Here is a 15451-nt window from a genome sequence, read left to right as displayed (position 1 = left end):
TATAACTTTAAACGTGAACCAGGGTGCCTTCATCTTCACCAGAGACCGCGCGCGTCAGGGCGCCGGGCTTGTTGATGGAGAACACTTTGATCGGCAGTTTCTGATCGCGACACAAGGCAAAGGCGGTCGCGTCCATCACTTCCAGACGGCGTACGATAGCCTCATCAAAGCTGATACGCGAGTAACGCGTCGCACCTGGGTCTTTATTGGGATCGGCACTGTAGATGCCGTCGACTTTGGTCGCTTTCAGTACGATTTCCGCACCCACTTCGGCGCCGCGCAAGGCTGCTGCCGTATCAGTGGTAAAGAACGGGTTGCCCGTACCGGCTGCAAAAATAACAACTTTGTTTTCTTCCAGGTAACGCAGTGCCTTGGGACGAATGTAAGGCTCTACGACCTGCTCAATATTCAGGGCAGATTGCACACGGGCATCCAGGCCACGGTGCTTCAAGGCATCTTGCAAGGCCAGCGCATTCATGACGGTAGCCATCATACCCATGTAGTCGGCTGTCGCACGATCCATGCCCTGGGCACCTGGAGCGATGCCGCGAAAGATATTGCCCCCGCCAATCACGATAGCCAGCTGTACCCCCAACTGGGCAACCTGGGCGATCTCCTCCGTCATGCGAATGATTGTGCTGCGATTAATACCGAACGAGTCCTCGCCCATCAGCGCTTCGCCGGAGAGCTTCAACAGAACACGTTTGTAATGAGGGGTAGTCATGGGTGGGATTCCAAGTGACGAAGACAGAAGAGAGTGTAAAGCAGCAGGGCAGGCACCGCCACTACGGTGCCTGCCCTGCAAAAACAAGCTAGATTAGGCTTGACCGGCAGCGGCAGCTACCTCAGCGGCGAAATCTTCAACACGCTTCTCAATGCCTTCACCCACAACGTACAGGGTAAAGCCAGCGATCGATGCTTTTTTCTCGTCCAGCATTTGCTGCACGCTTTGCTTGTCGTTCTTGACGAAAGGCTGGCTCAGCAGAGTCACTTCTTTCAGGAACTTGGCAACAGCGCCGTCAACCATTTTGGTGACGATGTCAGCAGGCTTGCCCGATTCAGCGGCTTTCTGAGCAGCCACGGAGCGCTCGGCTTCGATCTCGGCAGCGTCAACACCCGAAGCGTCCATGGCTTTAGGACGAGTCGCGGCGATGTGCATGGCCAGGTCTTTACCCACTTCTTCGTCACCACCGGCGAAATCAACCAATACGCCGATCTTGCCACCGTGAACGTAGCTGGCCAGTTGGCCGGCTGTTTCGTAGCGCTGGAAGCGACGGATAGAGATGTTTTCACCAATTTTGCCAACCAGAGCAGCGCGCACGGTCTCGACATTGCTGTCGGCCAGTGGCAGTTCAGCCAAAGCGGCCAGATCTGCCGGGTTGTTCTTGGCGACCAGTTGGGCGACGTCGTTGATAAAGCCGATGAAGTCATCGTTCTTGGCAACAAAGTCGGTTTCGCAGTTAACTTCAACTACGGAGCCGGTCTTGGCATCGTCAGCGATGTAAACAGAAACCAGGCCTTCAGCGGTAACGCGGGTAGCTGCTTTGCTAGCCTTGCTGCCCAGCTTCACGCGCAAGATTTCTTCAGCACGTGCCATATCGCCGTCGGCTTCGGTCAGTGCTTTTTTGCATTCCATCATGGGCGCGTCGGTTTTCTCGCGCAATTCTTTAACCATCGATGCGGTGATTTGAGCCACGGTTTTCTCCAATTCTGTAGAACATGCCCCGGCAAGCCGGGGCGATACGAAGGATCACTGTAGCTGTCTGCCATGACAACTGATGGTGTCTGGCAGACAGCGGTGAGCCAGTTACTCCTGGGTGTCAGCCTGAACTTCGACGAACTCTTCGTCAGCGGCGATTTCTTCAACCAGACCGTTCAGGTTCTGTTCGCGGCCAGCCAGCACGGCGTCAGCCATGCCACGGGCGTACAGAGCGATAGCCTTGGCCGAGTCATCGTTACCAGGGATCACGTAATCCAGACCTTCTGGCGAGTGGTTGGTGTCAACCACGGCCACCACAGGGATACCCAGAGTGCGGGCTTCAGCCACGGCAATCTTGTGGTAGCCAACGTCGATCACGAACAGGGCGTCAGGCAGGTTGTTCATGTCCTTGATACCGCCGATGGCCTTGTTCAGCTTTTCCAGTTCGCGTTCGAACATCAAGGCTTCTTTCTTGCTCATGGTTTCCAGACGACCTTCAGCCATCTGAGCTTCCATTTCTTTCAGACGCTTGATGGAAGTCTTGACCGTTTTGAAGTTGGTCATCATGCCACCCAACCAGCGGCTGTCGACGTAAGGCATGCCGCAACGTTCAGCCTCAGCAGCCACCAGTTCGCGAGCAGCGCGCTTGGTGCCTACAAACAGCACGTTGCCACCACGGGCAGCCAGTTGACGCACGAATTTGGTTGCTTCTTCGTACTGAACAACCGTTTTTTCCAGGTTGATGATGTGGATGTTGTTACGCTGGCCGAAGATGAACGGAGCCATCTTGGGGTTCCAGTAACGGGTTTGGTGGCCAAAGTGCACACCAGCTTCCAGCATTTCACGCATTAAAGACATAAAGTTCTCCAAGGGTTTGGTCTTGTAACTGCCCGGTATCCGGTAAGGGCCGCAGCCTGTGCTGCATTCCAGACACCCCGAGACGGACAGTCACGCGATTTACAACTTAAAACATAAAAACGTTGCCCAGCATGAGCGAACGCCTGCACTGCAACGGACTCACGCCTGCAGGCAGACAAGATATCTGCCATCCGGGCCCGAGCCTGAAACTTTTCTGGCTACCGCCTGCATACAGGGTACTGTTCGCAGGTGTATCCTAGAGGATTGCTTGGTCAGCATCACTTGAACAAGAACCGGGCTGCTGCCCTGTTGCTTTCGCAACGCTTGTCATCGTGTTGACCCTGTATGTGTTGTGAATTCTGCGTGTTTTTGCTGGCTGGCCATGGCCCGAGGCTTCTTCCAATCTTGGGGCACGATTTCCTGATGCCTGGCTTGGCTCATCCAGCCTGAAAATTCAGGCGGCCCAAGAAAAACTGGTCAAACCAGGAAAGCCCAGATTTGGCGCGGTGTTCCGCGACACATGATCCCCCCAAACGGGACGGAGCGTAACTGCAAAATTCACAAAAGCCTATAATTCTACTATTTTTCAATAGACCTGTTCAAGTTGCTATGAGTATTCTCGTCACAGACCCCACTGATCTCGAAAAAATGCGCGCTGCTTGCCAGACCGCGGCATCCATCCTTGATTACCTGACTCCCTTTGTCAAAGCAGGTGTCACGACCGGCGAACTGGATCGCCTGTGCATGGAGCGCATCAATGAACTGGGGGTCAAATCTGCCACCGTAGGCTACGCGCCTCCTGGCTACCCACCCTTTCCAGGCTCTATTTGCACCTCCGTCAACCACGTCATCTGTCACGGCATCCCCGGCGATAAAGTGTTGAAAAATGGCGACATTCTGAATATGGACGTCACCATTATTCAAGACGGCTGGTTTGGCGACACCAGCCGTATGTACTACGTGGGCGAGCCCAGCATCCTGGCCCGCCGCCTGACTGAAACCACCTACGAATGCATGTGGCTGGGTATTGATCAAGTCAAACCCGGCGCCACCCTGGGTGATGTCGGCCACGCCATTCAGCAACACGCTGAAAAACAAGGTTTTTCCGTTGTGCGCGAATACTGCGGCCATGGTGTGGGCCAGAAGTTTCACCAGGATCCGCAAGTGCTGCACTACGGCAAACCCGGCACCGGCGTAAAACTGGAACCCGGCATGATTTTCACCATCGAGCCCATGATCAACGCCGGTCGTCGCGAACTGCGCACGCTGGCTGACCAATGGACCGTGGTGACACGCGACCACAGCCTGTCGGCCCAATGGGAGCACGCGGTGCTGGTAACCGATACCGGCTACGAAGTGCTGACCGTCTCGCCCGGCATGCCTGCCCCTCCAGCCATCATCAACAAGGCCTGAACCATGTCTTTCCTGGCCCAGCTTCGCGACAGAATTGCTTGCCGCCGGGCCAGGGCCTACGAGCGCTTCAGGCAAGACCTGCATTGCGATCGCCTGCTCAAAAGCCTGTGCCAGATTTGCGACCAAGGTCTGCGTGAACTTCTGGTCCGTTACCCCCTGCCCCGCCAAGCCAGCCTGGCGGCCTTGGGGGGGTATGGTCGCGGGGAGCTGTATCCGCATTCGGATGTGGACTTGCTGATCCTGTTGCAGCGCGAGCCCAATGCAGAGGATATAGACCGAATTCAGGCTCTGGTCGCCGCCTTGTGGGATATAGGTCTGGCTCCCAGCCATAATGTGGCCACGCCCGCCCAATGCCTGGAACAAGCCAGCCAGGACATCACCACCGAAACTGCCTTGCTGGAAAGCCGTTGGCTGGCGGGTTCCCGATTGCTGCTACGCCATGCCCAACAGCAACTGCAAAGCCAGCTGGACCCGCAGGCTTTCTTCCTGGCCAAACAGGCCGAACAGCAGCAGCGTCATGCGCATCTGCAAGACACCCCCTACTCCCTGGAACCCAATTGCAAAGAGTCTCCTGGCGCCTTGCGCGACCTGCAGGTGCTGCTCTGGATGGCACGGGCAGCCGGTTTGGGACGCAGCTGGGTGGATGTCGCGCAATCCGAACTACTGACGCAATCCGAGCTGAAAGCTCTGCAACGCGTGGAAGAAGCCTTCAAGCGTCTGCGCATTGAGCTTCATCTACTGACTGGCCGCGCCGAAGACAGACTGCTGTTTGACCTGCAACCACGTCTGGCTGACATTTACGGTTTTCAACCCACGGCCACCCGACGCGCCAGCGAACTGCTGATGCAGCGTTACTACTGGGCCGCCAAGATTGTCAGCCAGCTCAATCTGATCCTGATGCGCAGCATCGAGGAACACCTGTTCCCGCAAACCGATCAGGAACCGCTGATTCTGGACAGCCATTTCCAGATTCATCATGGACAGCTGGAACTGCGTCAGCCTGATGGCTTCGAGCAAGACCCCTCTTTGATTTTTGTAGCCATGCTGCATTTGCAGCAACAGCCCAATCTGCGTGGCCTGAAAGCCGACACCTTGCGAGCCCTCTGGCACGCCCGCCGCCTGATCGATGCCAAGTTCCGGGCCGAGCCCCGGAATCGACGTCTGTTTCTGGAAATCCTGCAGCAGAACAAAGGCATCGTGCATACCTTGCGGCTGATGAATCTGCTGAACCTGCTGCCACGCTATTTGCCGGTATTTCGACGCGTCGTCGGACAAATGCAGCACGACCTGTTTCACGCTTACACCGTAGACGAGCACACGCTAAAGGTCATACGCAATCTACGCCGCTTCACCATGGCCGAGCACAGCGAAGAGCTATCCATGGCCAATCAGCTGATGAGCGGTTTTGATCGCCACTGGCTACTGTATATTGCCGCCCTCTTTCACGACATTGCCAAGGGACGCGGCGGCAACCACTCCGAGCTGGGTGCGCAGGACGCCTTGGCATTTTGCCAGGATCACGGCTTGATGCCGGTAGACGCAGAACTGGTGGTGTTTTTGGTGCGCGAGCACCTGACCATGTCGCAAGTGGCTCAGAAACGCGATTTGAGCGACCCGAATGTCATTTTCCAGTTTCTGCAGACCGTAGGTACGGAACGCCGCCTGACTGCCCTGTACCTGCTGACTGTCGCCGACATTCGGGCCACCAGCCCAACGGTATGGAACTCCTGGAAAGGCAAGCTGCTGGAAGACCTGTACAAGCTGTCACTGGCAGCTTTGGGACGGCAGGCCAAGGATGGCGTGTCCGTACTGGATCAACGCAAGCGTGACGCCGCTGGCGAAATTCGCCTGGCCGGTCTGCTGGACGAAGCTCGCGAGGACTTCTGGCAATGGTTGGACAAGCCCTATTTCCTGCGCCACGACGCCAGCGAAATCGCCTGGCATACCATCCAGCTCTACCACCAGTCTCACAGCCCGACACCGGTGGTGCGCATACGTCCCGCCGGACAAACCGATGCGCTGCAAGTGCTGGTCTACACCAAGGACGCCAGCCGCCTGTTCTTGCGCATCTGTCGCTACTTTGACAGCCAGGCCGTCAGCATCCAGGACGCACGCATTTACACGACTCGCCACGGCTGGGCACTGGACAGCTTTGTCGTGATGCTGCCCACCTACGATCACGCCCTGCGACGCGATCCCTTGCTGATCGAAACCGAGCTGTGCCAGGCACTTCAGCAGGATTGGCTCCCCAACGAGCACCCCCACGACCACTACCGCGACATACGCTCCCGCCGGGCCCGCGTCTTCCCCATTCAACCCACCGTGGACCTGCGCCAGGATGAACAGGGTCAGGACTGGATTTTGACGCTAAGTGCCACAGACCGGCGCGGTTTGCTGTACAGTCTCGCCCAAGTATTCGAGCACCACGACGTGCAGCTACGCTCCGCCAAAGTCATGACCTTGGGCGACCGCGTGGAAGACGTCTTTATCCTGAGTGGTGCCGCACTGGAACAAAACCGTAATCAATTGCGCCTGGAGCGCGATGTACGTTTAGCCCTCTCTCAACAAGCCACCCCGTCTTAATGGAAATCTCCTCCGTATTTGCTGATGTCAGCCGCAGCTTCCTGTTTGCATTGGCGACGCTATTGCCCATGCTGAACCCGCCTGCGGCTGCCCCCATCTTTCTGACCCTGACCGAAGGCGCCAGCGTGCCTGACCGTGCCCGCCTTGCCAAGAAAGTCGCCATCAATATTTTCATCATGCTGGCCATTGCCATGGTGGCGGGCAATATCGTGCTGAATTTCTTTGGCATTTCCCTGCCCATCATTCGTATTGGCGGGGGCTTGCTGGTCATAGGCACGGCCTGGCGATTGATCAACGCCTCGGACTTTGATGCGGCGCACGCCCAGAACATGGCCGAGTCCTACTCCTGGGAACAGATTCGCTCCAAAGCCTTCTACCCCCTGACCTTCCCCATGCTCTGCGGCCCCGGCTCCTTGTCTGCAGCACTGACGGTAGGGGCGACCTTGCATGACAACTCGGTCACCGGCACCATGAGCAAGCTGGCTGGCGCGCTGCCAGCTATCGCTGCGGCCAGTTTTATCGTGTTTCTGGCCTTACGTTTTGCATCGCAATTCCTGTACAAACTGGGTAAAAATGGCACGGCTGTCGTGATGCGCCTGTCCGCCTTTATTCTCTTATGCCTGGGCGTGCAGATTACCTGGGCCGGTTTCCATGAACTTTTCCTGGGTTTGCTGCACGAAGCATCTACCTTTCATTCTTTAAGTTCCTCTTGATACCATGGCCGCATCCTCCCGCCAGTCCGCTGCACCCTACTACCTGATCGCCCTGCTCGCCTTTTCCGGCGTAGGCATTGCACTGCTTTCCCAGCATGTATTCAGCATCCCACCTTGCGCCTGGTGCGTCCTGCAACGCCTGATTTTCATTGTGTTGGGCGTATTCAGCCTGGTTGCTGGTGTGTTGCGTCAACTGGGGCATCAGCGCAGCTCTACCGTCGCCAGCTTGCTGGGTCTGGCTACCTCAGTAGGTGGCATTCTGGCTGCCTGGTACCAGGTATCGGTCGCGCAGCACCTGTTCAGCTGCGACCAGACCTTTGCCGATCGCTTCATCACCCAGTCCGGCCTGGAAAGCGGCTTGCCTTGGCTATTTGGTATTTATGCCTCCTGCATGGATGCACGCCAACCTTTGCTGGGGATTGAATACGCTTACTGGAGCTTGGCGCTATTTGTGATCCTGGGCCTGGGTTTGTTGCTGACGCTGTTCAAGCGACGAGGGGCCTGAGCGCCTGGGCAGCCACTACAGCCGTGAAGCCCTGCCTTCCAGCAGGGCTTTTTTGTTCCATCCCGCTCAATCAGGCATCAAACCCAAATCGGTATAAACAGCATCACGAACCTGATCCGGAAATGCACCAAACAGGCCCTCTGGAGCGGTATTGGTCATGCTGACAATGATGAGATCCTGCTGTCGATCAAACATCCACTTCTGCCCGAATGCACCGACCCACTGCAAGCTTCCAGCAGACATCGGCATGGTCCGCTCAGGCGGCTGTCGTGAAATGGCGGCCCCGTAGGTATAGCCCCAATTTGGCCACATGCATTTGGCAGAATATGGCACATGATCGGTAAACAGCGCTTCGCAATACGGTTTGGAAAGCAAACTCCCATTTCGCAAAGCCAGAAGTATGCGCATCAAATCTGCCCCGGACCCAAGCATGGATGCCCCCGCATAGATCGGCCTGGAGCGCTGTGACAGGCTCTGCTCATCAAACCGCAGCACGCCGATACCCAGATCCAACGCACCATCCACCCGCGTCAAGCAAGTCTCATGATTTTGATACGACATGGCCATCTGAAAATCATCGTGCTTGTAAAAGGAACAATGTCTCAAGCCCAAGGGACGACTAATGCTGTCCTCCAGTAACTCCGACAAGCCCCGTCCCGAAGCAATTTGCAAAGCCTGCCCCACCACATCCACTCCCAAGGAGTAACGCCAGCCCGTACCCGGTGCAAAACGTAGTGGTACGGAGCAAATACGTCGAAAATTCTCTTGCCAGCTCAGCTCTGGATCATCCAGCCCATCACTTACCTGGGCGTGAGCGTAGGCACTCTGCTCACCATCAATAAAACGATAACTAAGCCCCGATGTGTGAGTCAGCAATTGATGAATGGAAATAGATGGGCAAATAGAATTGAAACTGGGGCCGAAATGGGGAAGATAGCGCGTGATCCTATCTTTCAAAGAAAGCAGTCCCCGCTCAATCAAACGCAAGGCCAGCCAGGAACTGATTGTCTTGCTCAAGGACCCCAAACTGAAGACCGTATCTTCATGCATGGCTTGGGCCAGCTCCTTATTCGCCCAACCACCACTAAAACGAAATATCAGTTCACCTTGGTAAGCCACCAGCACCACGGCACCCATCACCCGGTTTTGCTCCAGGGCCTGCTCCAGCAAATGATGCAAGGCAGGAAATTCGATACCAGATTGAATACTGACTGGAATCTGCTCAGTGGGATCAGGATCTGTTAATGCCTGATCAGACTCGCTATCTTTACTTGGATTTTTCATCTTTGATTCCAGATAGAATGCGCACCAAGGCGCATGATTTATCGAAAGAAGCAAAGAAAATATAAGCCGATTATTAAATGATATGAAATTAATTCGTAGATTATAAAATCATCAAAAATAAAAAATAATAGGTTTAATTTATATAAGAGGCTGATAATTAAAGCCTGAAAATAAAATATCCAAAACCACCCCGCAATCATAAATTCAAAAAAACCCGCCATAAAAGCGGGTTTTTCCAATCAGGCACAAGATCAAGCTATCAGTCCGTTACATCAGGCACTTCACGACCATTTTTGCGGCCTTCTGCCAACAGATTCAGATACGCCTCGTCCACATCCCCCGTAACGTACTCGCCGCTAAAGCAGGAGGACTCAAAGCCGGCAAAGCGTGGGTTCAAGTCACGCAAGGATTGCTCCAGATCGTGCAGGTCCTGATAAACCAGGCCATCCACACCAATTTCCTTGGCAACCTGATCCACATCACGACCTGTGGCGATCAGCTCGGAAACCGTAGGCATGTCGATGCCGTACACGTTCGGAAAGCGGACCGGTGGCGCTGCCGAAGCAAAGAACACCTTGTTCGCACCCGCGGCACGGGCCATATCCACAATCTGGCGGCTCGTTGTGCCACGCACGATGGAGTCATCCACCAGCAGCACGTTCTTGCCGCGGAATTCCATGGGAATAGCACTCAGTTTCTGACGCACCGACTTCTTGCGCACTTCCTGACCGGGCATGATAAAGGTGCGGCCCACGTAGCGGTTCTTGATGAAGCCTTCGCGGTAGTTCAGGTTCAAATGTGCTGCCAACTGCATGGCCGAAGGACGCGCCGAGTCAGGGATAGGCATGACCACATCGATATCGGCCAGACGCAGGTTCTTGGCGACGTTCTCGGCCAAGTACTCCCCCATTAGCAAACGGGCGTCGTAAACCGACACACCATCAACGGTGGAATCGGGGCGGGCGAAGTACACATACTCAAAGACACAGGGATTCAGGCGCGGGTTCTCGGCGCACTGGCGGCTGCTGAGATTACCGTCCAGATCCACAATGATGGCCTCGCCGGGCTCAACGTCGCGGACCAGCTCGAAGCCGCAACCGGTCAAGGCAACGGACTCGGAAGCAATCATCCATTCTTCACCCTTGGGCGTCACATTACGACCCAGGCACAAAGGACGAATCCCGTTCGGATCACGGAAAGCCACCAGACCGAAATTGGCGATTTGCGAGACTACCGCATAAGCCCCACGCGCACGGCGGTGCACAGCAGCGACGGCTTCAAACACTTCGTCCTGAGTCAGCTCAGGACCCGTGGCAGCGCGTTGCAGCTCGTGGGCATACACATTCAACAGAACCTCGGAATCCGAGTTGGTATTGATGTGGCGACGATCAATGGTGAACAGTTCTTCACGCAGCTCACGCCAATTGGTCAGATTGCCGTTGTGCACAAAGCTCAGACCAAATGGGGCGTTGACGTAAAACGGCTGCGCCTCCTCCACGCTCTGGCTGGAGCCTGCCGTGGGGTAACGCACATGGCCAATACCGCTATTGCCCGGCAAGGAGCGCATGTTGCGGGTACGGAATACGTCCCGCACCAGGCCAAATGCCTTGTGCATGCTGAAGAACTGGTCGTGCCAGGTCGCCAGCCCCGCTGCATCCTGCCCGCGGTGCTGCAGCAAGAGCAAACTGTCATAGATCAACTGATTTACAGGGCTGCGCGCAACAACCCCTACAACTCCACACATGATTGGTTCCCGTTAGTGTGTTCTCAATAAGGCAGCCATTCTGCCAGAGACGGCGGCAGCATGGCCTTAATCGACTGCACCGCGCGGATCGCAGGCTCGGCCAGCTTGGCCTGCTCCCACCACGGTTCCTTAGGTAAATCGGTATGCCCGGCCAGGATGACCAGAATCAGCACCAGCAGCACCCCGCGAGCCAGTCCGAACAGGCCGCCCAAGCCATGATCGGCGGGCGTCAAACCCGTTTGCTCGATCAAGCTGGCCAACAGCATGTTCAACAGGCCCACCAGCAGCAAGACCATAAAAAAAACGGCTCCGTAGGCCAAAGCCGTACGTAATAAGCCGTTTTCTACCCAGACTTGTATCCAGCCTGATGTGCGTGGCCCCCACCAGATTGCGGCCATGAAGGCCAGCAAATAGGCGCTGAGCGAAAGAACTTCCTTGATCAATCCGCGTATCAGGCCCAGAAGGCCTGATACACCCACAATTCCAAGGACGATATAGTCGAAGCTGCTCACTTAGCCGAGATAAAACTGTTCTCGTAACCGAGCGAGCGCAAGCGGGCCTGGGCTGCCTGAGCCGCTTCACGGGTGGGGAATGGCCCCACACGCAAACGATAGGTTGGCTTGCCACCACTTTGTGCCGTCTCTACATAGGCATTGGTCACACCGGCCGATACCAGCTGATCACGACGCGACTGGGCATCGTTCTGGTTGGAATAGGCGACAATCTGCAAAATGAAGTTGCCTTGTTGCGTAGCAGGTTTAGCAGCAGCAGGGGCTGGTTTACTCGGTACACGGCCTTCCAGCAGGGCCAGCGCGTAGGAGCCGTCATCGGTACGGCCATTTTGTGCAGGCGCTGGGCTTGGCTTGGGTTTTTCGACAGGCTTGGGCTTCTCAACCGGCTTGGGCGTCTCTGGACGTGTGGTCACAGGCGGCGGCGCAGCGGGAGTGCTAGGTGTCGTGACAGGAGCAGGATCGGTTTCCAGACCGGGATTGACCACGGCCAGACCACCGTCGGTACTGGTGGAAGGATCAGTGACCAGCGGCTCGTCAGGTTGTTCGATAACAGGAGCAGGCGTGCCTTCTTGCACCACCAGCTCGCCAGGACGAGTCTGCACCGTGCCCTGCCCCGTTGTCTGACCGATGGGACCCAAGGCCAAAGACTGCTCGGGCTCAGGTGGGGTCTTGTCGGCGGTCAGCATGGGCACCAGCACGACGACGGCCAGAACCAGAGCCAGCGCACCGATCAGACGGCGGCGAGCCCGTCCACGCAGTTCCGATAATTGTGAATCGCTGGAAGCACTGCCGCGGCGACCCGACGATGAGGAAGTATCGTTACGTGAAAATAAACCCATGAGCCCTAGACCTATGAAATAAGCAGTCTTACTGATATTCAGGAAGATGAACGGTCGTTTGCGGCTTCAAGTATTGGTCCTACTGTCGCAAACGAGCCAAACACGACAATTCTATCATTGTCACTGGCCTCTTTTAACGCCGCCTCGTAAGCGAGCTGAGGACTGTTGTAACTGGATACGACCGCTGACTCTTTACTGACCGAAGCGCGGGCAACCGGCCGAACACCTGGGCGATGCGAGCCGGATTCGGCCTCGGGTGCCAACACATCATCAGGCGTCTGACCACTGGCCAGAACAGCGCGTACATGATTGGCCAATTCTTCACCCGACATGCTGCGTGGGCCTTCCAGACTGGCACACATCCAGTGGTCGATACGGGTAGCCATGCGGGCGATCACGCCGTCCACATCCTTGTCCTTGTACATACCCACGACGGCAATCGTCTTGGGGTAAGGCGGCATATTGTCCAGGTTCTGCGCCAAGGCAGCCGCCGCATGGGGATTGTGGGCCACGTCAAAAATCACACAAGGCTGGCCAGGTTGAATCTGGAAGCGGCCAGGCATGTGAGCACGCAGCAAGCCGGCACGTACAGCTTGCGCAGGCACAGCCAAACGTGGGTGCAGCGACTCCAGCGCAGCTAATGCCGCAGAAGCATTCAGCAGCTGATTCGCTCCACGCAAGGCCGGGTAAGCCAGGGCAGCGCGGCGCTGATTGCGGCCACCGTAAGCCCATTGCTGACGGTCGCCGGAATAGTTGAAATCTTTGCCAAACAGCCACAATTGGGCACCAATTTCCTTGGCGTAATCCAGCATGGTCTGTGGTGGCACGGGGTCGGCACAAATCGCAGGACGATCGGCACGGAAAATATGGGCTTTCTCCCAGGCCACCTGTTCACGGGTATTGCCCAGGTACTCAGCATGGTCGATATCAATGCTGGTAATGATGGAACAGTCCGCATCAATGATGTTGACGGCATCGAGGCGACCACCCAGGCCCACTTCCAGCACCGCGACATCAACACGCTGCTCCTGGAACAGCAACAAGGCAGCCAGCGTGGAAAATTCAAAATAAGTCAGGGTCAGATCGCCACGAGCTTCGTTGATACGGGCAAATTGCGCCGTGATCTGCGCATCTTCGGCCATCTCGCCATTCAAGCGAATGCGTTCGTTATAGCGCACCAGATGCGGAGAGGCGTACACGCCTACCTTGTACGCGGCGGCCAGCAAAATCGCTTCCAGCATGGCGCAGGTCGAACCTTTGCCGTTGGTGCCCCCCACCGTAATGACGACAGAATCCAGTTTGATGTTCAGACGTTGAGCAACCTCGCGAATCCGGCCCAGGCCCAGATCAATGGCCGAGGGATGCAAAGTTTCCAGATAGGACAGCCAGTCACTCAGCGAGGAGTCGGCTTTCAGAACAGGATGAGTCATGGACAACACCAATTACAAAATAAAAACGGCAGGCGCTGATGATAGCACCTGCCGTGATCCAATACGCCTTAACTATCAGGCGAATACTGGTATTACTTGCGACGTGTGGGTGGCAAGTCCGTGCACGTCCCTTCTGCGACGGCAGCAGCCTTGCTGACCGACTCGCACAAGGTGGGGTGCGGGTGGATGGATTTGGCCAGATCGACCGGGTCCACACCCATTTCGATAGCCAGAACCAGCTCGCCAATCAGCTCGCCCGCATTGGTACCGACGATACCGCCACCCACGATACGGTGGGTTTCAGCATCGAACAGAACCTTGGTAAAGCCTTCGTCGCGGTTGTTGGCGATGGCACGACCCGAGGCAGCCCATGGGAACACGCCCTTCTCGACCTTGATGCCGTCTTTCTTGGCCTGATCTTCTGTCAGACCCACCCAGGCGATTTCCGGATCGGTGTAAGCCACCGAAGGAATCACGCGGGCATCAAAGAAGGATTTTTCACCGGCGATGACTTCAGCAGCCACGTGCGCTTCGTGCTCGGCCTTATGTGCCAGCATGGGCTGACCCACAATGTCGCCAATCGCATAGATGTGCGGCACGTTGGTGCGCTGTTGCTTGTCAACCGGGATGAAGCCACGATCTGTCACCTGCACACCGGCCTTCTCGGCACCGATCTTCTTGCCATTGGGCGAACGGCCCACGGCTTGCAGAACCAGGTCGTAACGCTGCGGCTCGGCCGGAGCATTCTTGCCCTCGAAGGTCACCCAAATACCATCTTCGCGCGCTTCGGCGGCCACGGTGCTGGTTTCCAGCATCATGTGATCAAAGCGGTGCTTGTTCATCTTCTCCCACACCTTGACCACGTCGCGGTCTGCTCCTGGCATCAAGCCAGTTTGCATTTCCACCACGTCCAGGCGTGCACCCAGAGCCGAGTACACCGTACCCATTTCCAGACCGATGATGCCACCACCCACGATCAGCATGCGCTTGGGCACAGACTTCAGTTCCAGCGCGCCGGTGGAGTCCACCACGCGTGGATCGTCAGGCAGGAATGGCAGTTTTACCGACTGGCTACCGGCCGCAATAATGGCCGAGCCGAACTTGATCACTTTCTTGGTGCCGTCGTTGGCGGTCACTTCGATGTGGTTGGGGTCCAGGAATTGGCCGTTACCGACCACAACCTGTACCTTGCGGCCCTTGGCCATACCAGCCAGGCCACCGGTCAGCTTGCCGATCACCTTGTTCTTGTAATCGCGCAGCGCGTCGATATCGATTTGCGCTTCACCGAACTTGATACCGTGTGTTGCCAGGGACTTGGCTTCCTCGTAGACCGCTACGGTGTGCAGCAAGGCCTTGGAAGGAATACAACCCACATTCAAACACACGCCACCCAAGGTGCTGTAGCGCTCGACCAGAGCCACTTTCAGGCCCAGGTCAGCCGCTCGGAAGGCCGCGTTGTAACCGCCTGGGCCCGCGCCCAGAACGACCACATCCACGGAATCATCCGCGCCGCCCTGATGGCTGGCCGCCTGCGGAGCAGGTGCCGCAGCCGGAGCGGCAGCGGCCGGAGCCGCCGCTGCTTTAGGCGCTTCTTCTTGTTTAGCGGGTGCTGCAGCGGGAGCGGCTTGGCTCTCGGACGCTTCAATCTTGGCAATGGCCGAACCCTGGGAGACTTTGTCACCCACTTTGACCAGCAACTCCTTGATCACCCCTGCCTGAGCGGCAGGAATTTCCATGGAGGCCTTGTCGGACTCCACGGTGATCAGGCTTTGCTCGACCTCGACCGTATCGCCGACTTGCACCAGCACTTCGATGACATCTACCTCACCGGAGTCGCCGATATCCGGGACCGTCAGATCAATCAGACTCAT

General features: G+C 56.6%; 13 protein-coding genes. 4 read left to right on the top strand and 9 right to left on the bottom strand.

Translation table 11 applies throughout. The features are described from left to right. Positions 1 to 7 precede the first annotated feature (7 nt). From pyrH to rpsB, 3 genes are all read right to left on the bottom strand, one after another. Entirely contained in the window at positions 8 to 724 is a 717-nt protein-coding gene (pyrH, locus tag N879_RS01485) for a UMP kinase (protein WP_003799741.1), read from the bottom strand. Between the two features lie 93 nt (positions 725 to 817). Next, a complete protein-coding gene (tsf, locus tag N879_RS01480; protein ID WP_009457016.1) occupies positions 818 to 1696 on the bottom strand; it encodes a translation elongation factor Ts in 879 nt (292 codons plus the stop codon). A 111-nt stretch (positions 1697 to 1807) separates the two neighbouring features. Continuing rightward, positions 1808 to 2557 (bottom strand): 30S ribosomal protein S2, encoded by a 750-nt coding sequence (gene rpsB, locus N879_RS01475; protein ID WP_021446553.1) that lies wholly within the window; start codon positions 2555 to 2557, stop codon positions 1808 to 1810. 609 nt (positions 2558 to 3166) lie between these two features. Here rpsB and map point away from each other — a divergent pair. Genes map through N879_RS01455 form a run of 4 tightly spaced genes read left to right on the top strand, consistent with a single transcriptional unit; the run spans position 3167 to position 7771 of the window. Then, positions 3167 to 3970, top strand: a complete 804-nt coding sequence (gene map / locus N879_RS01470) for a type I methionyl aminopeptidase (RefSeq protein ID WP_009457018.1) — start codon at positions 3167 to 3169, stop codon at positions 3968 to 3970. Between the two features lie 3 nt (positions 3971 to 3973). Next, positions 3974 to 6553 carry a [protein-PII] uridylyltransferase gene (locus tag N879_RS01465; RefSeq protein WP_021446551.1) on the top strand — a complete coding sequence of 860 codons (2580 nt, stop codon included), beginning with the start codon at positions 3974 to 3976 and terminating at the stop codon, positions 6551 to 6553. Further along, the gene (locus N879_RS01460) at positions 6553 to 7266 is read left to right on the top strand and encodes a MarC family protein (RefSeq protein WP_009457020.1); all 714 of its coding nucleotides are present in this window, start codon (positions 6553 to 6555) and stop codon (positions 7264 to 7266) included. Before N879_RS01465 ends, N879_RS01460 begins: the two co-directional genes overlap by 1 nt. Positions 7267 to 7270: 4 nt before the next feature. Next, positions 7271 to 7771: a disulfide bond formation protein B gene (locus tag N879_RS01455; protein WP_021446550.1), complete on the top strand. Its 501-nt coding sequence runs from the start codon at positions 7271 to 7273 to the stop codon at positions 7769 to 7771. A 66-nt stretch (positions 7772 to 7837) separates the two neighbouring features. Here N879_RS01455 and N879_RS01450 read toward each other — a convergent pair whose 3' ends face one another. The 6 genes from N879_RS01450 to lpdA all read right to left on the bottom strand — a co-directional run bounded on the left by N879_RS01450 (position 7838) and on the right by lpdA (position 15451). Next, positions 7838 to 9055 (bottom strand): serine hydrolase domain-containing protein, encoded by a 1218-nt coding sequence (locus N879_RS01450; protein WP_021446549.1) that lies wholly within the window; start codon positions 9053 to 9055, stop codon positions 7838 to 7840. Between the two features lie 259 nt (positions 9056 to 9314). After that, positions 9315 to 10799 (bottom strand): amidophosphoribosyltransferase, encoded by a 1485-nt coding sequence (gene purF, locus N879_RS01440; protein WP_009457026.1) that lies wholly within the window; start codon positions 10797 to 10799, stop codon positions 9315 to 9317. Positions 10800 to 10822: 23 nt separating this feature from the next. Next, complete coding sequence (locus tag N879_RS01435; protein WP_009457028.1) at positions 10823 to 11311, bottom strand: CvpA family protein; 489 nt, start codon at positions 11309 to 11311, stop codon at positions 10823 to 10825. Then, the gene (locus N879_RS01430) at positions 11308 to 12150 is read right to left on the bottom strand and encodes an SPOR domain-containing protein (RefSeq protein WP_009457030.1); all 843 of its coding nucleotides are present in this window, start codon (positions 12148 to 12150) and stop codon (positions 11308 to 11310) included. The genes N879_RS01435 and N879_RS01430 overlap by 4 nt, the downstream gene beginning before the upstream one ends. 38 nt (positions 12151 to 12188) lie before the next feature. After that, positions 12189 to 13580 (bottom strand): bifunctional tetrahydrofolate synthase/dihydrofolate synthase, encoded by a 1392-nt coding sequence (folC, locus tag N879_RS01425; protein WP_009457032.1) that lies wholly within the window; start codon positions 13578 to 13580, stop codon positions 12189 to 12191. Positions 13581 to 13672: 92 nt separating this feature from the next. Next, on the bottom strand, positions 13673 to 15451 hold the full coding sequence (gene lpdA / locus N879_RS01420) for a dihydrolipoyl dehydrogenase (RefSeq protein ID WP_009457034.1): 1779 nt from the start codon (positions 15449 to 15451) through the stop codon (positions 13673 to 13675).

It is taken from the genome of Alcaligenes sp. EGD-AK7 (assembly GCF_000465875.3).
In the GTDB taxonomy this organism is placed as follows: Bacteria; Pseudomonadota; Gammaproteobacteria; order Burkholderiales; family Burkholderiaceae_B; genus Alcaligenes; species Alcaligenes phenolicus.
The sequence above is the reverse complement of the archived record's forward strand: the minus strand, read 5'-3'. Positions and strand labels throughout refer to the sequence as shown.